Here is a 23,757-nt window from a genome sequence, read left to right as displayed (position 1 = left end):
CGAGCGACACGCGACGCTGTCGCTCGCGGGCTTGCTCGACAGACGTGCGCCGGCCGGGAGTGCACCGAGCACTGCGAGGTGGACGTCGGCCGGGGGACGACCGGAGGGAGCGTGCCGGGGTTCCCGTTCGCTCCCACACCCTCGTTCGCTCCCACACCCCCGTTCTGTCGGCCACTACGACCGATACGGTTGGTACGGCTGAATCCGCGGTTCGGAGACGTCCCATCCTGCCGGGGCGTCGATGCACAGGAAACAACCGTGCCTGTCGCTGTAGATGGTGTTGCCACTGGCGACGAACCGTCGCAGCTTGGTGCCTGGCGGTTCGTCCACCTTCAACAGGCTCTCCGTCTGGGCGTGTAGAACGTTGTCCTGGAACCAGACAGTGCCCACGTCGTCCCCCGATTGTGAGGCGAGCATCAGCCCAGCGTCGACCAGCGTGTTACGCGCCGCGAACGCGAGGTCGCTACGCCCTTCGACACGGTAGTTGTGCTTCTGGGGATTGGACAGCACGTTGTCTACCACGGCCGACCGCTGGACGGAGACCATGCGGAGCGTCGCCTCCGGCCCCTCGGCGACCAGCTCGTTGTCGACGACGACGAGGTCTTCACTGCAGAATTCGTTGGTGTCTCCGACCCACAGCGGATAGTGACGGGCGTGTATCCGGCTGCCGAGAACGGCGATCCGCTTGCCGCGAAGGGTCAGTCCACGGTCGGCCGCATCGATATCCACACCTTCGATCAGCACGTCTTCGACGAGCCACGGCTCGTGCCACGTCGGTGGGTCGGTGGTGAAATCGGCCGGGACCGCCAGTTCGATCCCCCCGTACCGTCCGCCGTCGAAGTGCACCCGCGCCACTTCTCTCTCCACGTACGCGCTGCCGACGCGCACGTCGTCGGCTACCGCCAGCGCCACGTCCGAAGCGGCGACGGTCACGCGGTCCACGTCGGTCTGGATCAGATACCGAGTGTGGGGCTGGTCACAGCGCACGGCATCGCCGTCCGTTACCGTGATCGTCTCTTCCCGTTCGATCGTGGGCAGGTCCGGCCATCTGATTTCCAGCTCGGCCGGGAGTTCACCCAGATCGTACCGTTCCGGACCCGGTGTCGGTGTCGGTGTCGGTTCCGGTGCCGGGTCCTCGCCCTCGCCGGTCAGGTCTTCGACCGTCGCGAAGGGGGTTAGCCCACGGACGAGGTCGACTCCGTGCACGGCATCCGCCTTGTCGGCGTACCCTTCCCCGGAGTCGGCGATGACCCGACCGTTCGCCGCCCGGAGTAGCCACCGCGTCTCCCCGCTCCCGTCGTTGTATATCTCGAACGAAGCTGGCATCGTGTATTTTCTCCTATCTGTTGATCGTCACACCGTTCGACGTGATATGACGGTCAGTGTACAACTCGAACGCAGATATACGCCTACTACGTGTAATATGATTGTCTTTATTTCGAGAAATCACCTCGGGGAGCGGTTGTAAGAGGGGATTTCGGGACCGCGTCACGTGTCGACGCTCGGAACAGTGGCTGACGGGGTTCGAATCCTACGTAACGCATCGCTCTCGAACCGAGGTGCGTGGAGACGAAACTCCGCGCTGTAGTTCTTCGAGGAGATGCGCCGGCCGGGAGTTCACCGAGCGGAGCGAGGTGAACGTCGGGCGGCGGACGACCGCAGGGAGTGCGCCGGCCGGGATTCGAACTCGGGCCATGAGCTTGGAAGGCTCAAACGTCTGTCAAACATGAAATCACGCCCAAACCAGAGTTTTGATCAACGTTGTCTGTGACGTAATTTCACGCTGATCGGTGACTGAGGCTCTTCCGGTTATTCTATGTTTTCAGCGTCCGGGTCTTTCCATTGACACTCTACAACACACCGATTATTAAAAACCCGGGAGCTGAGTCTTGAACTCAGCGACGCTAAACCCGTCCGAGTTTAATTCATATCTGTATGGAAGCTGCAAACCGAGACTTCTAGAAATACAACACAAATAGCGCCGAACAAACATCATTCATCAGGAGTTAGTGAGTATCTAGCCTCTTCCCCCCAGCTCTCAATCTGTGACTCTGTTAAATCAAAAATACTAGCTACCTTTTCTGGATCAGCGACAGCTAGGTCCTCTATAGAAGGAATCACAGAGACCTGTGACAACCGGGGAAGTTTATTCACGTTACGAGACTCTCTGTAGTGTATACTCAGAAGACAGCGTAAGCCAGCGCAGCATCAGCGACGTAATCACTGACTTCGAACGCTTAGGGATACTGGACGCCGAATACCACTATGGAGGTAAGCAGGGCAAAACACGAGAAATCGGTCTCGCTGAACCGTTCGCCGAGGAAAGCGAACCCGTGATCCACGGCTGACAGGAAGTTCCACAACCGATCATAGAGTTTACTCCATGTCCTCAAAACTCATCTGACCATCGCCGTCATCACCAGAGTCATCAGAGTTATCGGAGTCCTTATTGCCGTTCTTTCCTGACTCAAACGGACCATATTTCGAGGCAAGATATTGGCCCGCCGTCGAGAGCTTGAATTCCCCATCCACTCTGTAATACGGTACAAAACGATCCCGCCGATAGATTGGCCTATCAAGACGGTTCCTCGTCTCTTTCTGCTCCTGCCCTAATACCTCTGCAACCTGGGCAGCGTTCGCCCCATTTTTTGAAGCCACGACTGCGAACCCCTCGTCATAATCATGCTCCTGCATCCACTCCCAGATCTTATTGGTATGATTTGCCTCGCCTTGTTCCTCGGTCGCCAAGCACACGATTTCGTCTTCAATTCGCCACCTGGTCTCCTCATCAACTTCGGTCAGATCTTCTGGACTGCAAATTGAGATTTGACTAACAACGATGGAATCTTGCTCCTTACCAGTTACTGCGTGATTGAACGCTTGGAGCACTTTTAAGTTCAGCCAGGGTTCCGCGAGTTCAAACTCCTTGAACAGTTCCAGCAGTTCCTCCTTCAGCCGTCCATGTTGATGTAGTTTTGCTTCTTTTTCCTCGATCTCAGCTTCCAGTTCCTCAATACTCTGATCATACCGGCGGAGAAAAGGGCTATCTTCAGCGTGACGGTCGGCGAATTCTTCTCGCATCGCCTTTCTCTCCTCCAACCTTGACCTGAGCTCTGGAAGTCGCTTGTCCGAATCTTGGTCCCGACGAACTTCTTCAAGGTATTCCGTCGCAACCGTCTCAACCGAACGCTCAACCGAGTCGTCATCGGGTCGCTCAGCGCTACTCATCCACATCACCTCCATCTACCGCAACCTCGTCTCCCTGATCATCAACCTGAGCGAAAGACGAGAGCGTTCCTTCGTCTTCCCCGGTCGCAGTTTCTTCCACCTCTTTCTCCATTTCATTATATTCGAATGGACCGTGCTTCGCTGCCACATACCGTGCTGGTGTAGTGAGCCTGTAGGTGCCGCCCTCACTGTGGTAGGGTGTAAGCTCTGGCCCGTGCTGATAGATAGGGTACTCAACCCTGTTCTTCGCGGTCTTTGATTCAATTCCTAAGACATCGCTAAGCCGGTTCTTGTCGGCCGAGGCTTCGCTGGACATAACGGCGAACAGCTCAAGTCGATCTTCCTGCTGGACCCACTCCCAGATCTCGTCTGTATGTGATGAGTTCCCTCGTGCATCTTCGATCACTCGGAGCATCTTTTCCTCGAAGTCCAGCCGTTCAAGATACGAGAGTTCAGTCACGTCCTCTACGGTTTCGATACGGGTCTTGTCGATAATCAGGTCCTCCCTCTCAGAACCATACAGTGCATGGTTTAGCGCCCGAAGCGCTATCGGTTGAAGCCATTCCTCAGTTAGCTCAAACTGCTCAGAAATCTTGAGAAAGTCATCTCTCAGGGACTCTTGAACTTCCTGTTCCTGCTCTAAATCCTCGATATCGGCATCTATTGACTCAATCTTCTTATCTATCCGTTTCACGATCGGATGGCTCGGGCTGAAACGCTCGCTGTAATCCTCTCGCCGGATCTTCAGCTCTGATCGGAGTTCTCGAAGCTTAGCGAGGCGTTCGCTGTGATCAGGACCCTCGGTCTCAGCTTCAAGATATTCTCTTGCAAGATCTCCTATTCGAGGGCCGGTTAGTTTCTCCTCGCTTTCTTCACTCATCTTCGTCACCTCCGTCAGCGGTAACCTGATCGATTTTATCTGTGAATGACGAGAGTGATCCGTCTCTCTCACCTTTTTCGTCTTCACCTCTCTCGACATTCTCACTCTTCTCAGTCAGATCGTCGTCTGTGTATTCAGCATACTCCCGGAGAAGATACTTTCCTACAGTTGAAAGCGAATACACTCCATCAGTCCGGAAGTATGGATTCATGCTGAGCTTGTTGGATGCATTTCGGAGTCTGGCTCCAGCAGTATCTCGAGAAATATCCTCATCGACATGGCTCAGAACATCTTTTGCAGTGGCTTCACCCTCAGTAGCCACCGTCAAGAAGGGCACCTCGTAGGAACTTCCTTGAATCGAGTTCCAGACATCGCCTGCCTCGGTACTCGTGCCAAGCCGGTCTTTTGCCAGCTGTCGAACCGTGTCGATTAGATCGAGACGGCGGATTTCATCTAATGAGGACGCATCGAGTTCTTCGTCAACCCGCACACCCTCCACAAGGAGTTGCGGTTCACGTTCTCCCACAAGCACATGGTTAACTCCTTCAAGCACTCGGCCGTCCAGCCATTCCTCGGTCAGTCGAAAGCCAACTACTCTCTCGGCTATTTCATCGGCGAGTACCTCTGCCCGTCGTTCAGAGATATCAATCTGTTCTTGCTCTTCAGTGAGTTCGTCTATACGTTTTCTTAGATCAACTGTCTCGGGGTCGTCGTCACCGTACTCTCTAACGAACTTCTCGTGACGGACCTCTAGAGCCTCGATGGTTTCAGTAATCTCTGAGCGTCTCTCTTTATCGATATCGCTATCCAGGGCCTCAAAATATTGATCTACTAGGTCTCGAATTGGGAGTTCATCTTTTGGTATGTCGTTCTTCTCTTCGTTGTCTACAGGTTCTGTCATGCAAGTTCCTCCTGGGTGGTATCTGTGTCTGGTCCCGCGTCAGTGCTGTCGGAGAAGGGGTTGTAATGCTGAGCGTACTGCTCCATTACCATCTCACCAAGTTCGGAGAGCGAGAATTCCTTTCCGTTCTTTGTCAGATACTCGTCGTTTTTGAACGAATAGTAGAGCACACCTCGTAGTGCGCCGTCCTCCACTTCGATACGATCCTCGAGTTCAGCTTTCGACAGAGGGTGTTCCTCTTTGTGTAATACATATAGTGCCTTCACGAGTTTCTCATCTCGACTGCGGAGGTTCTCTACTTCTTGATCGATTTCGCCACGGATGTTGGCGCTGGCACGGATTTTATCGATTCTGTTCTGAACCATGTCCATCGCCTCTTCTACATCGTCCGTGTCGGCAATGACCGCGTTCTGGCCCATCTGAACCCCATTTTTTGTGAGATCTACATCGGTAAGGACGTCTTCGATGCTTTGGGTGACCTCAGGAGTGAGTTCCCGGTCGTAAGGGAACATTACGAGTCCATCATCGGTCTGCTTGATAGAATGATCAAGCGGAAGCTGGAAGTTCTTCAACAGATCCCAAAGCTTGTCTCTCGTTGTTTCACGTTCAGCTTGTGTCTGCCGTAATTTCTCTTTTAACTCGTCAATATCCTCAATCTCACCACCGTTATCAGTTACATCCGCGAAAAACGCACGGGCACGCTCTTCTGTCTCCGAGGAGTCTGTTCCGAACTTTTCACTCCTTGCTTCCTGCAACTGAGATTGAATTGAGCCGAGTTCGTCTTGAATTTCCTGATATCGACGTGCTTGCTTTTCCAACTCCTCAATCATGTCCTGACAGGGGTCTGCCTCCAACTTAACTCTTGGTATTATATTATGCATTGATAAATCGTATTCTGCTATGAAATTCTTGTCTGTTATTTCCATCCAAACTACAGCTATAGGATTGACAGCGATCCTAGCTTCTTCCAGGACATAGCCATCTAAACGCCGAATTGCTACGTATTGTTCTCATCTCTGAAACAGAAATGTCAGATCATTTTATCAATCTCAGAGACTAGCCTAACCACTAACCGATTTTCATTTTCATCCTCTCGACAAGGTTTGACAAGATATCCTCTAGAACAGCATGATTCTGACAGACAATCCAGACCTCGAAGTCCTTCGAGAGATGCTTCTCCACGTGCTCAAGCTCACGCCCACGAAACCTTTGCACAAGCCACCTCCACAGGCCGAAGACCTGCATCCAAACTCGTATTCACCAAGGAAGGGATTTTGAAGCTGTTCGCACGTTCCCAGTCACTCAACCCGATCTCATCTTTCGGCTTCCCGAACCGCTGTGCGAGTATGCTTTCCAGCAATCACGCTATTCAGAAGTGACCAAACTGTAGTGTGGGACAGAACCATGTTCAAGACTGGCCTCACGGAGCTTCCGGCGCTCCACGTCAGTCAAGAAGCCACGCGGGTTATGGCTTGTGGAGTCATTGTTGAACTTGATCTCCGGCTCCCAACCGGCGTCCTCCTTGTTCTTGAAGTCCTGGAACTTGAACAGAGTATTCACCGCCTTCTGCATCGAAGTCTTGTAACTCAACGAGTGGTCCTGAACCGCGAGATACCGCATATACTCATCCGCGTGGTGTATCCTTCCTCCTGTTCGTTCCACACCCGGCGGTAAAACCTGTCCAAACGGTACGCACGCTGTTTTACCGTCTCACTGGCGTACCCCTCCGCTTTCTCAGGGTCTTTACCCAATTGAGCCATCCACTGGATCAATTGCTTCCGGTGACTGCGGTAGTCCTCAACTTGTCGCAGATTCAACTGCTTCTGGGCATGTTTCGAAACCGGCTTCACACCGCACACCGTCTCTTCTTGTCGAATTATCATTCGATACCACCTTTGGATGTTCTGTTTTCTAGTGAGATAGTCCGGATAGTTTTTAAAGCCGCTGTACGGCGTTGACCTTTGTTTTCGAGGGGTGGGTCCTGAGCTTTTTCCATGTCACTGGTGGATCACCGGATTCTGCCGAAAACACGGGAGAGAAGGCCGCTATAGTGCGCCGGCCGGGATTCGAACCGGAGCCAGACGTGCTCGCTCGTGCCTCGCTGCGCGCGACTGGCAGGATTCGAATCCCTTCGGTGCGCATTCGCTCGTCACGTCCGTTCCTCGCAGAATGCGCCGGCCGGGATTCGAACCGGAGCCAGACGTGCTCGCTCGTGCCTCGCTGCGCGCGACTGGCAGGATTCGAATCCCTTCGGGGCGCATTCGCTCGTCACGTCCGTTCCTCGCAGAATGCGCCGGCCGGGATTCGAACCCGGGCCATGAGCTTGGAAGGCTCAGGTCCTACCACTAGACCACCGGCGCTCACTTCGTTCGCTCCGAGGCTCGCGATTCCGACGGAATCGCTCACCACCGGCGTCGAAGCGAAGCGTTCACTCCACCGTATCCAACGACGGGATAAGGGTGTTACGTTACTCGCTCGTTCACGACAGGACGGACACGTCACTCGGTCGCCCGGGACCCGAGCGAACGGCCCGATCCGCTGCTGTCAGTCGTCGCCGTGCGCCCGCGCCGTCTCGCGCAGTTCCTCGGACATCCCCGGGACGGATTCGCCGTCGACCGGGCCCTCGCGTTCGATCTCCTCGAGCGACTTCGGGAACTCCCGGAGTTCCATGTGGATCGCGATCCCGGCCTTCGCGCCCATCCCCATCGCCACGGGGATCTGGTTGTGGCCGGGGACGATGTCGCCCACGGCGTACACCCCGTCCACCGAGGTCCGGCCGTGGTCGTCGACGTCGATGGTCCCGTCGTCGGTCAGCGCGACGCCCAGTTGCTCCGCGAGTCCCGTGTTGTAGTTCGAGCCGTACATGGCGAACCCACCTTTGTACCCTCTGACCTGGCCGTCCGCGAACTCGAAGCTCTCCAGCCAGCCGTCGTCGTCCTTCGTGAGCCCGACGACGTCCTCCTCGACGATGTCGACCGGGTGGGCGCGAACGAGCCGGTCGGTGTCGTCGCTCCACGTGGGCTCCTCGCCCCGCAGCAGGATGTCCACCTCGTCGGTGAAGTTGAGCATGATCATCGCCACGTACGCCGCGGAGTCGGAGTGCCCCATCACGTACACCGACTCGTCGACGAACATGTACGCGTCGCAGTGCAGACAGTAGTGGAGGCCACGGCCCGTCCGCGGCAGCGGTGGCTTCGGACGCTCGTCGTTGAAGCCGACGGCGAGCACGACGCGGTCGGCGACGTACTCGCCCTCGTTGCCGCCGAGTCGGAACCGGCCGTCCTCGTCGCGAGAGACGTCGGTGACGAAGTCGCGGACGAGCTCCGTGCCGTACGCCGTGAGCTGGTCGCGGGCCGTCTGGAGGAACTCGTTGCCGGACACCGACTCGGGCACGCCGATCACGTTGTGCGTGTCGAGCATCATCGCCGCGCGGCCGCCGCCGCGGTCGACGAGCGCGGTGTCGTGTCCCAGTCGCGTGGTGTACAGCGCCGACGTCAGCCCGGCCGGTCCGCCACCGACGACGACGACCTCGAACTCCCTGACAGTAGACGAATCAGCCATCACTCACAGATTGGGCTGCGGAAGCATAAACGTCGGACGTTCGTGCGCCGCGCACATCCACCCGACGTGTGTCGACATACCACACGAACGGCGGGGGGGTTGACCGATCGACGACTGCCGCGTCCCGGCCGTCGCGTCGGTCGTCTGCCGTCCAGCCCGGTCCCGCACACGGACGGAGTCACGCCGACGCCGGGCCGACCACGGCGTAGCAGTTGCCGCTGGAGACGAACACCTCGGTAGGGACGAGCCTCGAGGCGTCGAGGTCGGCGCGGAACTCCGCCGGCGCGTAGATGTGGTAGAACCGGGGGACCGTCTCGCCACCGGGGAGCGTCCAGTCGACGTGCGTGTCGAAGCCGGCGTCGGCGTCGGCGTGTTCGTCGGCGAACCGGTCGTGGACGGTCGCCCACGCGCTCACGACCGCCCGTCCCCCCGGAGCGAGGACGCGGGCGAGTTCGTCGAGGCTGGCGACGCGGCGGGCTCTGGGTCGGAGGTGGTGCAGCGTCGCGACGTACACCGCGAGGTCGAACCGCCCGTCGTGAAAGGGGAGCGCGGCGGCGTCGCCCTGGACGAGCGCCGTCTCGAACCCGCGGTCGGCCGCGCGAGCCTCGGCCTCGGCCAACAGCCCGCGACTCACGTCGAATCCGACGGCGACGTCAGCGTGAGCCGCGAGCAGTTCGGTGTGGCGACCGTTCCCACAGCCCACGTCGACCGCCCACCGCCCGGTTCGGCCGTCGAGGAACGACTCGACCTCCGGCCACGCGTGTTCCCGGGTGGCGGCGAAGTGTTCGGCGATGCGGTCGTAGGTCCGCCGGAGGTCGTCGGCCATACACGGACGTCGACACACGCGTACTAAAACCGACTCTCTCGATGCCGTAGGGCTGCCCTCTCGACGTCGCAGGCCTGCCCTCCTGACACCGCAACGGGGCGGACGGGGAGCGGTGACCCGTCGACGGTCGCCGGCCGTGGTGCAGGGTCAGCGCCGTCACCGCAGCCGCCGCTCGGCAGTCAGCCTCCTCGTGGGAGAGCGCACCGTCACAGGACGGCGAAGAGGCCGTACGCGAGGATCAGCAGGATCGTCGCGTGTTTCAGCCCGTCGTAGACGCTCCCTTCCCCGAGCTGTCCCGCGATGAGCCCGGAACACGCCGCCTGAACGACCGAGACGTGGAAGAACAGGAGTCGGTAGCCGTCGGTCTGGACGTCGCGCAGTCCGGCGAAGATCCCGACGGAGACGGCACCGTTGTTGAGCACCGGAGAGCGACCCGCCTCCTCGATCGCGGGAATGAACGAGACGGTCAGTGCCGCGATGATGCCGAGGAAGACGAAGAAGGAGAGGTAGATGACGAGCAGGTAGATGACCATCTCCTGCCGGCGCTCGCGACGCAGTTGCCGCGCGCTCTGTGCCTCGTTGGCGGCGATCCGCAACACGGGAGAGATGTCGCCGCTGACGGTCATCGCGTTGGTGATGAGCGTCATCGACTGTCGGAGCGACGGTGCGTGGCTCCGGTTGGCCATCCGCCGCAGTGCCGTCGACGCGTCGGCACCCCACGAGATGTCATGCGAGGCACGCTGCAGTTCCTCGCCGAGATAGCCGAGATCCGTCCGTGCGATCTTGTGGATGCTCTCGATCGCGGTCAGTCCCGCCTCGTTGACGCTCGCCATCCGGTCGAGGAAGTCGGGCGTCGCGTCTTCGAGACTCCGGTACCGACGCTTCCGCGCCTCGTAGACCAGCGAGATCCCACCGAGGATGACGATCGACGCCTCGATGAGCGGCCCGTCGAACCGGGTGACGACCGTGGTCAGGTCGAGCGCCGAGAGCGATCCGAGCACGGCGGCCACGTGCGACGGCGACGCCCGCTCGAAGCCGATCCGGAAGAGGAACCAGAGCAGCATCAGTGGCAGCGTGAAGTAGATCGTCGCGGTGGGTCGCCGCAGAAGCTGTTCGTACGGGTCGGAGAGCCAGCGACGGAGCGGTTCGAGCCGGTCGTACGCGTCGAGACGGGCGAGCGTCGTCCGGTCGGCGGCCGCGTGGCCGCCGTCGGCGGCGAGCGACGCGTCGGCCGCGACGAGGCGACGGTCCGGAACCTCGTCGTTCGCGACGTCGAGCGCGCTCTGCCACCCCGGCCCGCGCAGCGCCTCTGTGATGCTGTCGATGTAGACGATGAAGGTAGCGCTCGCGAGCGGGATGCCGAGGTACGTGATGAGCTGGATCAGCAGCGTCGTGTCGCTGATGACGAGACCGATGACGACGAGCACCGTGATACCGAACAGCGGCCCCGCGACGAGGACGGTGACGTAGATCTCGGCGAACGCCGCCAGCAGGTCGAGATACTTGTCCTGCTGGGCCTCAACCGCCTCCTGGTAGCGTTCGTACTGCAGCCGGAGGAACGACGAGAGGCTCCGGCCGCTCGAGAGGACGTTCCCGAGGTTCTCGACGAACTCCTCGAGATCGTCGCTCGGCGTCCGCTCGCCGGTGGTGGCCAGCGCGGAGACGACGTCGGTCCCGAACGCGTTCATCTCGCGGACGGCGACGGCCAGTTCGCGGGCGGCCTCGCCGTACACGTGCTCGTTCTTCGCCAGCGTCGTGAGCACCGACGGGAACGGCATCCCCGACCGCGACAGCGCGTAGACGAACGCGACGGTCCGGGGGAGCGACGCGTCGATCGCGTTCCGCCGGGCGTGTGCCACCTGACCGAGGTAGACCCACCGCGACCAGTAGCCGATCACCGCGAGCAGGAGACCGACGGTGAGGCTCACCCCGGCGGTGACAACGAACAGTCGCCCGAGGTCGATCGCCGACAGTCGGGCGAGATCGCCGAGCACGCCCAGCATCGGGGGCGCCGACTCGCGGACGGCCGTCGGCTCGGCCGAGAGCACGGAGAGAACACCGGCAGCCGCGTAGACGCCGACGACGGCGCCCGTGATCCCGAACACGAGCGAGACGAGCATCGTCCGAGCGGCGAACCGGCGGTGGGTACCGCCGACGTGCGCGGCCCGCATCCGCTCGAGCTCGCGGTCTCGGCGGTCGGTCTCGCGGGAGACGTAGTCGCCGAAGAGCCGCAACGCGACGAGCGAGACCAGCCGATCGGCGGTCGTGCTCACGGGGGTGAGCACGACGACGAGACAGAGCCCACAGACGGCGACCAGCGGGAGGTAGTGGAGGACCATGCCGGCTTCACGGCTCCTGGGCGGCGTCGAGCCACTCGAGGACCTCGTCGGGGTGGGCGTAGTACTCGTTGACGAGCGCGGTGAACTGCCGGTAATCGTTCACACCCCGATCTGCGAGGACGCGGAGGAACCGTTCGCGGTTTCGCAGTTCGCGGCGCAGTTCCGTCTGCGTCCACCCGCGGTCGCGACGGATCTCGTCGAGCAGCGTGCTGTCGTGGCGGTCGAAGCTGTCCGTTTCGACGTTCCACGAGTACGCGCTCGCGTAGTCGAGTTCGCCGGTCCGCTGGTCGATCTTCCCGACCTCGCCGATGGTCTTCGACCGTCGCACCCGTTCGTCGTCCAGTCTGGTGAGCGTCTGCACCAAGAGGAGATCGAGCGACTGCACCATCGGTCGGGGGACGTTGATCGGCTCGTTCTCGAGCCGGTTGATGACCGTCTCGACGCTGTCGGCGTGCATCGTCGAGAACGTCGTGTGTCCCGTGTTCATCGCCTGGAACAGCGTCACGGCCTCCTCGCCGCGGACCTCGCCGACGATGATGTACTCCGGCCTGTGTCTGAGAGCCGAACGGAGGAGGTCGTACATGTCGATGTCGGTCCCCTCGTTGAGCCGCTGTCGCGTCACGGAGGAGAGCCAGTTGTCGTGGTGAAGCGACAGTTCGCGGGTGTCCTCGATGCTGAGCACCTTCGCACGTGGCGGAATGAACATCGAGACGGCGTTCATCGACGTGGTCTTCCCCGAGGCCGTCCCGCCGGCGAAGATGAGCGACCGGTTGTGTTCGATACAGAGCCACAGGTACGCCATCTGCTCGATCGAGAACGTCCCGAACTGCACGAGGTCGATCGGCGTGAACGGTTCGTCGGCGTACATCCGGACGGTGAACGCGGAGCCCCGCGGCGTGACCTCCTCGCCGAGCGCGAGTTCGGCGCGTGACCCGTTCGGGAGCGTCGTGCCGATGACGGGGTCACCGATGCTGATGTGTCTGCCGGATCGCTGGGCCATCCTGACGACGTAGTGGTCCAGCGCCTCGCGGTCGAAGGCGACGTTCGTCTCGATGTCCGTGTAGGTGTCGTGGTAGACGAAGATGGGGAGGTCGTAGCCGTCGCAGGAGATGTCCTCGATGTGTGGGTCGCGCATGAGCGGATCCGTCCGCCCGTACCCCCGGAAGTCGCGGAGGAGGTAGTAGAGGAAGGTGTGGAACGTGGCGGGCGCGACGTCGATCCCGTACTCGCCGAGCACCGACGCGAGCTCCGTCCGGAGCGTCTGCTCGCCGGTGGGGTCGGCGCCGTCGTGGTAGAGGAGCGGCTCGCGGATGTCGCGCCGGATGCGCGCGAGGAGGGCCGACTCGGAGGCATCGAGGTCGGGTTCGACCACGTGATACAGGTGTTCGCTCGCCTCCGTGTCGTACGTCACGACCACGTACGCGAACGGCGCGTTCACCCAGTAGCGTTCGACCTCCTCGTTGTTCGCGGGGACGGAAAAGCGGCTCAGCGGGCCGTCGGTACCTGGTCGAAGCGGGGGAACCTCGAACTGTCCACCACGGAGCACCGAGAGCGTCCGCTTGAGTTCGCTCAGGAGGTCGCGTTCGGCGTGGTCTCCGACGGGTGTCGCGGCCGCGTCGGGTTCGCCGTCGAGTGTGTGTCCCGACATATATCAGATTGTATGACTTATCACAGATCCCACTCCGGGGGATAAAAACGTTCGTCCGGGCTTCTCAGCCGTGAGATTCGGACTCGACGAGCGAACCACCGGTGGACGGTGTGGGGTTTCCACCGGTCAGTCGGTTCGTTCGATGGTGAGGAGGACGCCGGCGAACAGCAGGAGGAACGCCACGCCGACTGGGATCGGCACCCCCGGAAAGCCACGGGTCGCGAGGAGGTACGTCGACGCGGCGAGGATCAGCCCCGAGAGGCCGAGCAGGACGCCCATCAGTCGGACGGGGTCGACGGGGAACGCCTCGACCCGTTCCTCGGCGACGTAGTAGACGATCGAGAAGACGAAGGCGAGGGCGAACACGCCGGCGCCGACCGCCCACACCTGGTAGGCGACCGCGATGGAGTTGCCGGCCTGAAACGCGATGGCCGAGAGCGGGTCCGCGACGGCGACACCCTGTGCGAACGGGACGCCGTAGGTGTACCGAACCTGGACGAAGGGGAAGCGAACGAACAGAACGCTGCCGCCCGCGACGGAGGAGAACGTCACGTTCCAGGGGATGAAGGCCGTCAGCCACGCCGACAGCACGGCGAGTTCCCCGGCGTACTCCGAGCGGACCCAAACCATACCGCGTGGGGACGGCCCGAGTGAAAAAAGCTGTCGCCGCCGGGCGTTACGTTCATACGGAGGCACACCTTAGGCTGGCCTGTCGAATGAGGCGCGACTACTTCACGTTGGACGTCCGCGACGTCGACTGGGTCGACGCGGGGGAACAACCCCACAAGCCACTGGTGCGTATCGACTTCCACGGCCCCAGAGAACTGCTCACAGAGCGGCTGACGGGAGGGGACGGCGAACTCCTCGCCGCGTCCGAGATCGACGTCGCGTTCCGTCTCGTCGACGCGCTGGACACGGAGGACGCGAGCGGTGTCGTCGGCGTCACGAACCGGATGACGGGCGACTTCATCCTCGAGCTCAACGAGTCGGCCGAGGACGTCCTTCGGTTCATCCGTGCCGCACGCGAGTTCGGCCGGACCGCCGACGCCGACGACGGCCAGTACCGGGTCGAGATCACCCTCGAAGACGACGACCTCGTCGTCTACGAGAAAGGGACGTTCCTGGTGTACGACGCCGAGGGGAACCTCCTCCGGTCGGAGAGCCTCATTCCCTCCGGCGTCGAGCTGTGACACCGGGAACGAACGCGTGAGACCGGAGTACGTCGTCGCCTCGGCCACCCGGACGCTTCTCGTCTCGTATCGCTGCTCTCTCGTCGAGTCCGTGCCCACGTCTCGCGCTCGTCCGCCCCTCCGTCGGTGTCGCGCCCGTCGCGAACCCGGTCGGATGCGTTCCACGTGACCGACCGTCCCGAAACCGGACCGATTTAGTCATCCCCGCCGTACGCCGTGCCGTGAGGAACGTCACGGATCGAATCAGGAACCCCTTCGGTATGGAGCCGCCGTGTCCACGGTACGTCCCCGGCTACGGCGACGCCAACGCCCACTTCCACGTCGTCGGCGACCATCCGGGCGTCCACGGTGGGGCCGAGACCGGGGTCCCGTTCACGAACGACGCCGGCTACCGGTTGCAGGACGCGCTGGTCGCCGCGGGACTCCTCGAGACGGCGGGCGACGAACCGGACGTCGAGCGGACCTTCCTCTCGTACCTCCACATGTGTGTGCCGACCGACGGGACGCCCGACGAGGCGTCGTACACCGAGATGGAGCGGTACTTCGACGCCGAACTCCGCGCGATCGCCGCGCACGTGCTCGTCCCCGTCGGTCCCCGGGCGACCGCGCACGTCCTGAAAAACTACACCGCCCGGGCGGTCGACCCGCCGCTGGACATGGACGCGCTGCACGGCACCGAACTCCGTGGATCGGGCTTTCTCGTCGTCCCGGTTGTCGACCCCGCCGAGTGGGACGACACGCACCACGACCGCCTCGTGGCCGGGCTCCGAGAGCTCCAGCGGACCGACTACCGCCGCGAGGTCGATCTCGGACGGTTCATCGCCGGCGATCAGCCGTACCACGTTCGGTGACCACGGTCGTCGCCAGTGTCGACGGGGCGCGTTCGGAGAGGAGTGTCTCCGAACGTCGGACGGACCGCACGTCGACGTCTGTGTGGAACTGAGTCGTTCGTATTCAACAAGATGGCATAGTAACACACGATTCTTTCGTCTTGAAACGGATATATGGTCGTAATTGGCACTAACACCACCTTTTTCAATACATCCGTCTAACGACTTCATGGCGCGCGTGGTACCGACTCCGCCGGGCGCGTCAGGCACCTGCAGGACTGGTGCTCCTCGCAGTGGCTTGGTCAGTCCGGGGCCCGCGTCCGACGCGGTCCCCGTTTGCCTCCGTCCTCCCGAGCGATGGCTGCCCTCGTCCGTCCGCTGGTCGCACGCCGAGCGTGGACGGGAGAGGCGGGGATCGGTGGCGGTGAAAACGCTCATTACCACGCCACGGGGACGAAGTACATGACCGGAGACCGACCCGGCAGTCCCGACGACGGTCACGAGGTCGCGACCGTCCGCCGGATCCAGCTCGGCAACACCGTCTTCGAGGGGCTGAACGACGTCTACGTCCTCGGCGGGACGGGCGCGGACGAGCGGCTGGGACTCGTCGACGCCGGGGTCTCGACCCAGGAGACGCGCGCCGAACTCGAGGCGGGGCTGGCCGAATACGGCTACGCCATCGCGGACGTCGACGACGTCGTGCTCACGCACTGGCACGCCGACCACGCGGGACTGGCGGGAGAGATCCAGGCCGCCAGCGACGCGACCGTCCACGTCCACGCGGCCGACGCGTCGCTCGTCGCGGGCGAGGAGACGGCGTGGGACCGGTATCACGCCCTCGAGGAGCGCCGATTCGAGGAGTGGCGGATCCCCGACGGACCACGCGGGGAGCTCCGTTCGTTCCTCGACTCGCACGCCGGGGCGCAGGGTGAGCCGGTCGACGTGACCCCGTTCACCGACGGCGACCGTCTGTGGATCGGCGGCTCCGTCCTCGACGTCGTCCACCTGCCGGGCCACGCCGCCGGCCTCTGCGGGTTCGCGTTCGACGCCGCCGAGGGTCGCGAGGCGTTCGTCGGCGACGTCGTCCTCCCGAAGTATACGCCGAACGTCGGCGGGGCGGATCTCCGCGTCGACGCGCCGCTGCAGCGGTACGTCGAGAGCCTCGAACGCGTCGCCGACGCCGGGTGGCGGCGCGTGTGGCCCGGACATCGCGACGCGATCGACGCGCCCGCCGAACGGGCACGGACGATCCTCGACCACCACAGGGAGCGGACGCGACGTGTCGTCGACGTCCTGTCGACACACGGCCCCTGCGACGTCTGGACGGTCTCCGCCCACCTGTTCGGCGGCCTCGAGGGGATCCACATCCTGCACGGTCCGGGTGAAGCCTGGGCCCACCTCGACCACCTCGCCCACGCGGGCGTCGTCGAACGCGACGGGGACGCGTACGCGCTGGTCGACACGGACGTTCGGGTCGACAGCCTCTTTCCTGCTCGCTGAGGACCGCTCTCACGCCCACTGACGACTTATCCCGTCCGTCGACGACCGGTGCGACGAGCCGAACGGACGGTCGCGACGGAACGGGAGGCGGGGGAGAGCGCGCGGGACACGAAACGTTGAAACGCGTCACCGGGGAAGTGAGTGTATGGAACTGCGGGTCATCGACAAGACTGACGAACAACTCCGCATCGAGGTCGCTGGAGAGGACCACACGTTCATGAACGTCCTCAAGGGGAGTCTGCTGGAGACACCCGGCGTCGCGGCGGCGACGTACGACGTCAACCCCGAACAGTCCGGTGGGCAGACCGAACCGATCCTGACGCTGAAGACCGAGTCCGGCGTCGACCCGCTCGACGCGCTCGCCGACGCTGCGGGCCGCGTGCAGGAGACCACACGGGAGTTCCGCGACGCGTTCGAGGCGGCGCTGTAATCGGTTCTCGGTTCTCTCGTTCGACGTCACCTGCCGAGTTCGCCGCGCGGCGCGTCTTCCCCCGACGGGGTACCTCAGAAGTCACGGCCGCACCGATCGTCCGAGGTCGCCCGGCCGAACGTGGACGGCGAGTCCGAGGAGGAGCATCCCGCCCGAGACGATCACGAGCGGCGGCGTCGTCCGGTGGATGCCGGTGGCGAAGAGGACGGCGAGGAAGAAGCCGTGGTAGACGAGCGCGACGACGAACGCCGTCCGGGGCGGGGTCACGTCGAACCGCGGGCTGTCGCGGACGACGAGAGCGGTCGCTCCGGCACCCAGCACGAGGAGGATGCTGGCACCCAGCGTGACCGAATCGACCGTCCGCACCCACACCTCCAAGAGGAGTTGCAGGGTGACGAGCGATCCGACGAGCGTGCCGCCGCCGAGAACCAGCGGATTCGCGGTTCGCCGACGGAGCGTCCGGAACCAGAGGGGGAACAGCAGGGCGACGCAGAACCAGCCGAAGAAGTTGCCGAGGGGGACGCCGAACCACGGCCCCGGCGGCGTCCACTCCCAGAACGGGACGCGGATGGCGACGGCGTCCATCGCGAGATCGACGTGCAGAGCGTACAGCGCGGTGAAGGCGGGGAGCGACGTGGTCAGTCCGACTCTCTCGGCGGTGGCGATCCCCGCGTAGATGACCGCCGACCAGCCGAGCCCGATGGCCAGCGGGATGCCGAACGCGTCGAACACGTACGACGCGGCCGGGTAGGTGTACGCGTCGAAGAAGACGATGGTGGCCTTCTCGAGCACGAGTCCGTAGACGACGGCGGTCGCGTACAGGATGGTCCGGTCGCGCGACTCGCGGGCGTCGAGGAGACAGACCAGCGACGCGAGCGCCATCGCGGCGGTGAAGGCGGGGTAGATGAGGCGCACGGACGACGAGACGTGAGCGGAGCGGCTTAGTTCATACGCTACCACGCCGCATGCTCAGTCCTCGAGTCGGACCGGCACCCCGTGTTCGTCGAGGTACTCCTTGACGTCGCGGACGGTGTACTCGTCGAAGTGGAAGATCGACGCCGCGAGCGCGGCGTCGGCGTTCGCCTCCGTGAACACCTCGTAGGCGTGTTCCGGGCCGCCACAGCCCGACGAGGCGATGACCGGCGTCGAGACCGCGTCACAGACCGCCTTCGTGAGCGGGATGTCGTAGCCGTCCTTCGTGCCGTCCGTGTCGATGCTGTTGACGAAGAGCTCGCCCGCCCCGCGGGACTCGGCCGCTTCGGACCACTCGACCACGTCGATGTCGGTCCCTTCGCGGCCACCTTTGACCGTGCACTCGAACCAGCAGGACTCACCGTCGACCTGCTCGTAGTACTCGCCGGCCTCGTCGTAGCGGCGGCGCGCGTCGACCGAGATGACGATACACTGCGAGCCGAACGCGCGCGCGCCCTCGTCGATGATCTCGGGGCGGTCGAGTGCGGCGGTGTTGATCGACACCTTGTCCGCGCCCGCCCGGAGCGTCTCTTTGATGTCGTCCTTCGTGCGGATACCGCCCCCGACGGTGAGCGGGATGAACACCTCGTCGGCGACGCGAGAGACGGTGTCCAGCATCGTCTCTCTCCCCTCGGCCGAGGCGGTGATGTCGAGGAAGACGAACTCGTCGGCGCCGGCCTCGTTGTACCGTTTTGCCATCTCGACGGGATCGCCGGTGTACTTGAGGTCCTCGAAGTTGACTCCCGTGTAGACGGCCGCGTTCCCCTCGTCGTCGAGGTCGACGTCGATACAGGGGATGATTCGCTTCGTTAACGTCATCTGTTGAGGGTGTGTACGCAACCGGAGTTCAAAAGGAGCCTGTTCGATCGCCTCGTCACGTACGACAGCAGCGTCTATCGCCGACGTATCGGGAACCACTCGTTAGCTGACATGCGATTCGCCGTCGGGTCTGTCGCTCCCGGGAGAGGCGCGGGGCTGTCGGACACACCCCCTCGACAACCACGTCTTCCGAACACGAGTGACAGCGATCACGACCCGCTGGCGAGCGAACTGAGCGGGCGAACGAAGAACCGTGGGTGGACCTCTAGTCGCCCCTCCCACACGGCAACAGTTCGACAGCCATCGTCTCACTCGTCGTGTGCGCACTGGTCGAACTCACCTACGAAGACGTCGGAGCCGAGGTCGTCGGACACCCCGAGGAGGTCGGCGGGCAGATCGGATTCACACGTGACTCGCGCTGGCTCGCGACGATTCCGACCACTGGTGGTCTCGGCTGTCACCAGCGGCAGTCGTCCTGCCTCCCAGGTGTCTCACCGAACCGCTCGGGTTCAGATCGCCGAGCGGGTTCTCCCACAGCTTCGTGTGGCATTATGCCGTTCGTCATCGATACCCCGGTATGGAATCCGACGAGGAGGGGCTCTCTCCGGACGAAGCCTTCTGGCTCCTGGGCGATCAGATGCGAACGGCGATTCTTCGAGCAGTCTGGGAGTCCGCCGAAGAGACGAACACGTTCTCCGAGATCAGAGAACGGGTCGGGAGTCCTGACAGTGGCAAATTCAACTACCATCTGAACAAACTCGTCGGTCACTTCCTCTCGAAGAGTGAAGAGGGCTACAGACTAACCCAGGCTGGCCGCGAAGTCGTGCGGGCGGTGATGGCGGGATCGATCACGCAGCACGCAGAAATCGGGCCGGCTCCGATCGATGCCCAGTGTACGGATTGTGGTGGCACACTCGTCGTCCGGTACGACGAGTACGGCGTCATCGAATGCGAGGAGTGCGGGGCAGTGGTGATGTGGAACGAGTTCCCGCCGGCGGGCCTCGACGGTCGATCACCGGAGGGGTTTGCGAGCGTGTTCGATCGCTGGACCCGATCACGGTTTGGCCTCGCGATGGATGGAATCTGTCCGAACTGCGCCTGCGAGATGACGATGGACGTTCTCAACCAGGGTACCGAGGGAGCGGACGACGTCGCGACGATACATCGCTGTGAGAACTGCAAGTACGAGGCACGTGTTCCGCTGTTCGGCCACGTCGTGTCCCACCCTGCGACGATCTCGTTCTTCTACGACGGGGGTGTCGACGTGACGGAGCTGCCGTACTGGCGGATGCGGGCGCTCGCGCGGGAGTTCTCCGAAGAAGTGATCTCCAAAGACCCGTGGACGGCAAGGATCACGATTCGGTCCGACGGGCACGCGCTCGAACTGACTCTCGACGAGCGTATGGACGTCGTCGGCGTCGAACGGTCGGAGTGACGACAAAACGGATCTTCGGTAACGGGGATTACAGAACTATCATTCTGCGATCATTTATTTCCACGAGCGGCCTGTGTTCAGTTGCACCATCCAATGACCACGATCAGTATGCACAGAACGGTAGACGCCCCGCGAGCGATCGTCTGGGACGTCATCACCGACCAGGAGCTGTACGGAGAAGTCGCGCCGAACCTCTCGACGGTCGCGGTCGTCGAGGGGGAGGGCGAAGGAATGATTCGTCGCTGTGTCGATGCGAACGGGAACGAGTGGACGGAAACGTGTACCCACTGGGAAGATGGGCAAGCGTTCGCCGTCTCGGTCCACGTCGAGAGTAGCGTGTTCCACCGGCGGTTTTTCACTCGTATGGACGGAGAGTGGCGACTCTCAGAAGACGATGACGGTGTCCGTATGACCATCACGTTCGACTTCGACCCGCGGTACGGGCCGCTCGGTGTACTCATCTCGAAGTACTTCGAGTACATCGCTCCCGGAATCATCGAGACGATATTCGACCGCTGGGAGGACGAAATACGCTCACGGATGGCCGACGAGACGCGAACAGACACGGACGAAACCCGCAGTAACAGAGGTGTCAATGCACTCTACTGATAGTGGGACGACGACCAGTTCAGCGAGCGTGTCACTCGACGGAACCACCAGCCGGTGGTTGATCCTCTGGGGACTGAGTGTCTGGCTCTCTATTGCCGTCCTACTCCGTCTCGCTGGTCACGTGCTCCTCTCCCCGACGAACCCACTGCTACTCACCGGGTTCTTCCTCTCGGTACTCCCGCTCATGGCCGCAGTGACGTACCCAGTGTACTGGTGGCTCGGACTCTCGACCGACGCACGGCGGAGCGCCGCTGCACTCATGTCCATCCCGGGGATGTTCCTGGACGTCCTCTTGGTCCTGTTTGCAGGGACTGTCTTCCCAGCGATGTCGACGGAAGCGGTTGTAAACTTCGGTGCGATCCTCCTGTTCGGCTACGCTATCGTCTTGGTGACGGGGTTCGTCCCACTCAGACGGTGATTGCGATCCTGCGGCAGTGGCTGCGCCACCGGTTGCGTCCGGGCTCCGTCGAGTGTGCGCACGGAGACGGCGTCGACGGGCACCTCACGCCGGGGGCAGTATGACCGGTTCCGACGAGACAGACCCGCCGAAGGACGGCCGAGTGTCCGACAGTCGCCTGCCGGTCGCGCGTCCGCGACCGCCAGCGGTGGGACACCCGTGAGAGCGCACTTGCGAGTCGCCCGGCACGAGGGCTTAAATACGAACCCGACTCAACCCTGGTTCACCGCGGCACGGGATGACCTGACGACCCACGACGGCGCGACACGCGAGCGCGGCACATCGCGTCGTGAGCGGGACACGAGTGCCGCCAGTTCGCCATCACTCCTCCCGGCGTCTCGACGAGCCTACTGCAACCGGTACACTCGTGCCTCCCACGGCCGAAGCGTCTCCCGCTCGACGGTCGTCGAGTCGACCGCGTAGTTCGCGATGAGCAACTCCGCCGCGTCGCCGGCGACGTCGGCGGGTGGCTCGAAGACGGTCTCGTCGCTCCCGACGTTGAGCACCGTCAGCGTCCGTTCTCCGACCTCGCCCGCGTCGTCCGTCAGGGTGCGTGTGAACGCCCAGAGACACCGATGTTCGGGGAGGAGGAGATCGTACGAGCCGTAGACGAGGACGTCCTCCTCGTGGCGGAGGTCGATCAGGTCGCGGTAGTAGTGCCACACCGACTCGCTGTCCGCGCGCGCGGCCTCGACGTTGATCTCCTCGTAGTTGGGGTTGACGCCGATCCACGGCTCTCCCTCGGTGAAACCCGCGTGCTCCTCTGCGGACCACTGCATCGGCGTCCGCGCGTTGTCCCGAGAGCGATAGCGAACGAGTTCGAGGAGGTCGTCGTCGCTCGTGAACCGTCCCTCGCGTTCGAGCGCCTCGACGTTCTTCAGCGTGTCCACGTCCCGGATCTCTTCGAAGGAGGTGAACGGGTAGTTGGTCATGCCGATCTCCTCGCCCTGGTAGAGGTACGGCGTCCCCTGCAGGGTGTACAGGAGCGTCGCGAGCAGTGTCGCCGACTCTCTCCTGAAGACGCCGTCGTCGCCGAACCGCGACACCATCCGCGGCTCGTCGTGGTTGTTCAGATACAGCGAGTTCCACCCCCGACCGTCGAGCCCCGTCTGCCACCGGGAGATCGTCCCCTTCAACTCCCGAACGGACCAGTCGCCCCGCGACCAGCGGCCGCCCTCGGGTCCGAAGTCCAGGCGCATGTGGTCGAAATTGAACGCCATGCTCATCCCGTCCCCGTCGTCGCCGAGGAACGTCGCGGCCTCGTCGACGCTCAGTTCGACCATCTCGCCGACGGTCATCGCGCCGTCGGGGACGGCCTCGTCGTGGATCGCCCGGACGTACTCGTGGACGCGGGGTCCGTTGACGAACTGGTCGGCACCGCGGACGATCGCGTCGTCGTCCGCGCCGTCGGGGAGGTCGTCGGGTTTGGAGATGAGGTTGATGACGTCCATCCGGAAGCCGTCGATCCCCTTCTCGAACCACCACTCCATCAGCTCGAACACCTCCTCGCGAACTCGCTCGTGTTCCCAGTTGAGATCCGGCTGTTTCCGGTCGAACAGGTGGAGATACCACTCCCCGCGCTCGTCGTCGTACGTCCACGCCGGCCCCCCGAAGAACGACTCCCAGTCGTTCGGCGGCCGTTCGCGGGCCTCTCTCGGGAGGCCGTAGTCGGCGGGGTCGTACAGCCCCTCGTCGTACGCCGTCTCGGTGACGGGTTCGCCCTCGCGCCACCAGTAGTAGTCGTCGTAGTCGGGATCGCCGGCGCGCGACTTCACGAACCACTCGTGTTCGTCCGACGTGTGGTTCACCACGAGGTCCATGATCAGCTTCATCCCGCGATCGTGTAGTCCGTCGAGCAACTGCTCCCAGTCGCTCATCGTCCCGAACGTGTCGAGGATCGCGTGGTAGTCGGCGACGTCGTAGCCGTTGTCGACGTTCGGCGACTCGTAGACCGGACAGAGCCAGACGACGTCGACGCCGAGGTCGTCGAGGTAGTCGAGTTTCTCGACGACGCCGGAGAGGTCGCCGACGCCGTCACCGTCGGTGTCGTTGAACGAGCGAGGGTAGATCTGGTAGACGACTGCCTCCTTCCACCACTCGCGTTCGTGTTCGGGGACGCTCATTGGGTGAAC

Annotated in this window: 22 protein-coding genes, 1 tRNA gene and 1 pseudogene; 8 read left to right on the top strand and 16 right to left on the bottom strand. The window is 62.7% G+C overall.

The window, feature by feature from the left end; genetic code table 11:
- Positions 1-174: 174 nt before the first annotated feature.
- A complete protein-coding gene (locus FZP69_RS05835) occupies positions 175-1,326 on the bottom strand; it encodes a YegP family protein (protein WP_152040405.1) in 1,152 nt (383 codons plus the stop codon).
- Between the two features lie 800 nt (positions 1,327-2,126).
- Between FZP69_RS05835 and FZP69_RS23375 the strand changes: the two are divergent.
- Positions 2,127-2,348 (top strand): annotated as a pseudogene (locus FZP69_RS23375) (cell division control protein Cdc6); the annotation flags it as partial.
- Positions 2,349-2,376: 28 nt separating this feature from the next.
- On the opposite strand, the gene FZP69_RS05825 reads toward FZP69_RS23375, so the two are convergent.
- The 12 genes from FZP69_RS05825 to FZP69_RS05775 all read right to left on the bottom strand — a co-directional run bounded on the left by FZP69_RS05825 (position 2,377) and on the right by FZP69_RS05775 (position 14,013).
- Complete coding sequence (locus tag FZP69_RS05825; protein ID WP_152040403.1) at positions 2,377-3,228, bottom strand: hypothetical protein; 852 nt, start codon at positions 3,226-3,228, stop codon at positions 2,377-2,379.
- Positions 3,221-4,108: a hypothetical protein gene (locus tag FZP69_RS05820; RefSeq protein ID WP_152040402.1), complete on the bottom strand. Its 888-nt coding sequence runs from the start codon at positions 4,106-4,108 to the stop codon at positions 3,221-3,223. The genes FZP69_RS05825 and FZP69_RS05820 overlap by 8 nt, the downstream gene beginning before the upstream one ends.
- On the bottom strand, positions 4,101-5,009 hold the full coding sequence (locus FZP69_RS05815; RefSeq protein ID WP_152040401.1) for a hypothetical protein: 909 nt from the start codon (positions 5,007-5,009) through the stop codon (positions 4,101-4,103). Before FZP69_RS05815 ends, FZP69_RS05820 begins: the two co-directional genes overlap by 8 nt.
- Positions 5,006-5,839, bottom strand: coding sequence for a hypothetical protein (locus FZP69_RS05810; RefSeq protein WP_152040400.1), 834 nt, complete (start codon positions 5,837-5,839; stop codon positions 5,006-5,008). The genes FZP69_RS05815 and FZP69_RS05810 overlap by 4 nt, the downstream gene beginning before the upstream one ends.
- 238 nt (positions 5,840-6,077) lie before the next feature.
- On the bottom strand, positions 6,078-6,254 hold the full coding sequence (locus tag FZP69_RS22405; protein ID WP_192918484.1) for a hypothetical protein: 177 nt from the start codon (positions 6,252-6,254) through the stop codon (positions 6,078-6,080).
- Between the two features lie 120 nt (positions 6,255-6,374).
- A complete protein-coding gene (locus tag FZP69_RS05805; RefSeq protein ID WP_152040399.1) occupies positions 6,375-6,671 on the bottom strand; it encodes a hypothetical protein in 297 nt (98 codons plus the stop codon).
- 627 nt (positions 6,672-7,298) lie between these two features.
- Positions 7,299-7,369 (bottom strand) — tRNA-Gly (locus tag FZP69_RS05800).
- Positions 7,370-7,553: 184 nt separating this feature from the next.
- Complete coding sequence (locus FZP69_RS05795) at positions 7,554-8,570, bottom strand: NAD(P)/FAD-dependent oxidoreductase (protein ID WP_152040398.1); 1,017 nt, start codon at positions 8,568-8,570, stop codon at positions 7,554-7,556.
- Positions 8,571-8,748: 178 nt separating this feature from the next.
- Positions 8,749-9,396 (bottom strand): class I SAM-dependent methyltransferase, encoded by a 648-nt coding sequence (locus tag FZP69_RS05790; RefSeq protein ID WP_152040397.1) that lies wholly within the window; start codon positions 9,394-9,396, stop codon positions 8,749-8,751.
- Positions 9,397-9,602: 206 nt separating this feature from the next.
- Positions 9,603-11,735 (bottom strand): type II secretion system F family protein, encoded by a 2,133-nt coding sequence (locus tag FZP69_RS05785; RefSeq protein WP_152040396.1) that lies wholly within the window; start codon positions 11,733-11,735, stop codon positions 9,603-9,605.
- Between the two features lie 7 nt (positions 11,736-11,742).
- Positions 11,743-13,383 carry a type II/IV secretion system ATPase subunit gene (locus FZP69_RS05780; protein WP_152040395.1) on the bottom strand — a complete coding sequence of 547 codons (1,641 nt, stop codon included), beginning with the start codon at positions 13,381-13,383 and terminating at the stop codon, positions 11,743-11,745.
- Positions 13,384-13,509: 126 nt separating this feature from the next.
- Complete coding sequence (locus FZP69_RS05775) at positions 13,510-14,013, bottom strand: DUF7549 family protein (protein WP_152040394.1); 504 nt, start codon at positions 14,011-14,013, stop codon at positions 13,510-13,512.
- An 86-nt stretch (positions 14,014-14,099) separates the two neighbouring features.
- On the opposite strand from FZP69_RS05775, the gene FZP69_RS05770 reads away from it, so the two are divergent.
- The 4 genes from FZP69_RS05770 (at position 14,100) to FZP69_RS05755 (ending at position 17,333) form a co-directional block, all read left to right on the top strand.
- Positions 14,100-14,573, top strand: coding sequence for a DUF5793 family protein (locus FZP69_RS05770; protein ID WP_152040393.1), 474 nt, complete (start codon positions 14,100-14,102; stop codon positions 14,571-14,573).
- A 221-nt stretch (positions 14,574-14,794) separates the two neighbouring features.
- Positions 14,795-15,424 (top strand): uracil-DNA glycosylase family protein, encoded by a 630-nt coding sequence (locus FZP69_RS05765; protein ID WP_192918483.1) that lies wholly within the window; start codon positions 14,795-14,797, stop codon positions 15,422-15,424.
- A 441-nt stretch (positions 15,425-15,865) separates the two neighbouring features.
- Entirely contained in the window at positions 15,866-16,903 is a 1,038-nt protein-coding gene (locus tag FZP69_RS05760; protein ID WP_152040392.1) for an MBL fold metallo-hydrolase, read from the top strand.
- Positions 16,904-17,048: 145 nt separating this feature from the next.
- The gene (locus tag FZP69_RS05755) at positions 17,049-17,333 is read left to right on the top strand and encodes a DNA-directed RNA polymerase subunit L (RefSeq protein ID WP_152040391.1); all 285 of its coding nucleotides are present in this window, start codon (positions 17,049-17,051) and stop codon (positions 17,331-17,333) included.
- 81 nt (positions 17,334-17,414) lie between these two features.
- On the opposite strand, the gene FZP69_RS05750 is transcribed toward FZP69_RS05755, so the two are convergent.
- On the bottom strand, positions 17,415-18,248 hold the full coding sequence (locus FZP69_RS05750; protein ID WP_152040390.1) for a carotenoid biosynthesis protein: 834 nt from the start codon (positions 18,246-18,248) through the stop codon (positions 17,415-17,417).
- Between the two features lie 54 nt (positions 18,249-18,302).
- On the bottom strand, positions 18,303-19,124 hold the full coding sequence (gene hisF, locus FZP69_RS05745) for an imidazole glycerol phosphate synthase subunit HisF (RefSeq protein WP_152040389.1): 822 nt from the start codon (positions 19,122-19,124) through the stop codon (positions 18,303-18,305).
- Positions 19,125-19,701: 577 nt separating this feature from the next.
- Here hisF and FZP69_RS05735 point away from each other — a divergent pair.
- The 3 genes from FZP69_RS05735 to FZP69_RS05725 all read left to right on the top strand — a co-directional run bounded on the left by FZP69_RS05735 (position 19,702) and on the right by FZP69_RS05725 (position 21,586).
- Positions 19,702-20,559, top strand: coding sequence for a DUF7351 domain-containing protein (locus FZP69_RS05735; protein ID WP_152040388.1), 858 nt, complete (start codon positions 19,702-19,704; stop codon positions 20,557-20,559).
- 93 nt (positions 20,560-20,652) lie between these two features.
- Positions 20,653-21,168, top strand: coding sequence for a type II toxin-antitoxin system RatA family toxin (locus tag FZP69_RS05730; protein WP_152040387.1), 516 nt, complete (start codon positions 20,653-20,655; stop codon positions 21,166-21,168).
- A 28-nt stretch (positions 21,169-21,196) separates the two neighbouring features.
- Positions 21,197-21,586 (top strand): DUF5367 family protein, encoded by a 390-nt coding sequence (locus FZP69_RS05725; RefSeq protein WP_152040386.1) that lies wholly within the window; start codon positions 21,197-21,199, stop codon positions 21,584-21,586.
- 386 nt (positions 21,587-21,972) lie between these two features.
- Here the strand turns inward: FZP69_RS05725 and FZP69_RS05720 are convergent, their stop codons facing one another.
- The gene (locus tag FZP69_RS05720; RefSeq protein ID WP_152040385.1) at positions 21,973-23,748 is read right to left on the bottom strand and encodes an alpha-glucosidase; all 1,776 of its coding nucleotides are present in this window, start codon (positions 23,746-23,748) and stop codon (positions 21,973-21,975) included.
- Positions 23,749-23,757 lie beyond the last annotated feature (9 nt).

The organism is Salinigranum salinum, from assembly GCF_009176545.1.
Classification (GTDB): Archaea; Halobacteriota; Halobacteria; order Halobacteriales; family Haloferacaceae; genus Salinigranum; species Salinigranum salinum.
This window is presented reverse-complemented; position numbering and strand designations above follow the sequence as displayed.

Excerpts from the sequence above, each read along its gene's own strand:
- FZP69_RS05835 (WP_152040405.1), bottom strand. The coding sequence starts at position 1,326 with ATGCCAGCTTCGTTCGAGATATACAACGACGGGAGCGGGGAGACGCGG.
- FZP69_RS05825 (WP_152040403.1), bottom strand. The coding sequence starts at position 3,228 with ATGAGTAGCGCTGAGCGACCCGATGACGACTCGGTTGAGCGTTCGGTT.
- FZP69_RS05820 (WP_152040402.1), bottom strand. The coding sequence starts at position 4,108 with ATGAGTGAAGAAAGCGAGGAGAAACTAACCGGCCCTCGAATAGGAGAT.
- FZP69_RS05815 (WP_152040401.1), bottom strand. The coding sequence starts at position 5,009 with ATGACAGAACCTGTAGACAACGAAGAGAAGAACGACATACCAAAAGAT.
- FZP69_RS05810 (WP_152040400.1), bottom strand. The coding sequence starts at position 5,839 with ATGATTGAGGAGTTGGAAAAGCAAGCACGTCGATATCAGGAAATTCAA.
- FZP69_RS22405 (WP_192918484.1), bottom strand. The coding sequence starts at position 6,254 with ATGCAGGTCTTCGGCCTGTGGAGGTGGCTTGTGCAAAGGTTTCGTGGG.
- FZP69_RS05795 (WP_152040398.1), bottom strand. The coding sequence starts at position 8,570 with ATGGCTGATTCGTCTACTGTCAGGGAGTTCGAGGTCGTCGTCGTCGGT.
- FZP69_RS05790 (WP_152040397.1), bottom strand. The coding sequence starts at position 9,396 with ATGGCCGACGACCTCCGGCGGACCTACGACCGCATCGCCGAACACTTC.
- FZP69_RS05785 (WP_152040396.1), bottom strand. The coding sequence starts at position 11,735 with ATGGTCCTCCACTACCTCCCGCTGGTCGCCGTCTGTGGGCTCTGTCTC.
- FZP69_RS05780 (WP_152040395.1), bottom strand. The coding sequence starts at position 13,383 with ATGTCGGGACACACACTCGACGGCGAACCCGACGCGGCCGCGACACCC.
- FZP69_RS05775 (WP_152040394.1), bottom strand. The coding sequence starts at position 14,013 with ATGGTTTGGGTCCGCTCGGAGTACGCCGGGGAACTCGCCGTGCTGTCG.
- FZP69_RS05770 (WP_152040393.1), top strand. The coding sequence starts at position 14,100 with ATGAGGCGCGACTACTTCACGTTGGACGTCCGCGACGTCGACTGGGTC.
- FZP69_RS05760 (WP_152040392.1), top strand. The coding sequence starts at position 15,866 with ATGACCGGAGACCGACCCGGCAGTCCCGACGACGGTCACGAGGTCGCG.
- FZP69_RS05755 (WP_152040391.1), top strand. The coding sequence starts at position 17,049 with ATGGAACTGCGGGTCATCGACAAGACTGACGAACAACTCCGCATCGAG.
- hisF (WP_152040389.1), bottom strand. The coding sequence starts at position 19,124 with ATGACGTTAACGAAGCGAATCATCCCCTGTATCGACGTCGACCTCGAC.
- FZP69_RS05735 (WP_152040388.1), top strand. The coding sequence starts at position 19,702 with ATGGAATCCGACGAGGAGGGGCTCTCTCCGGACGAAGCCTTCTGGCTC.
- FZP69_RS05730 (WP_152040387.1), top strand. The coding sequence starts at position 20,653 with ATGACCACGATCAGTATGCACAGAACGGTAGACGCCCCGCGAGCGATC.
- FZP69_RS05720 (WP_152040385.1), bottom strand. The coding sequence starts at position 23,748 with ATGAGCGTCCCCGAACACGAACGCGAGTGGTGGAAGGAGGCAGTCGTC.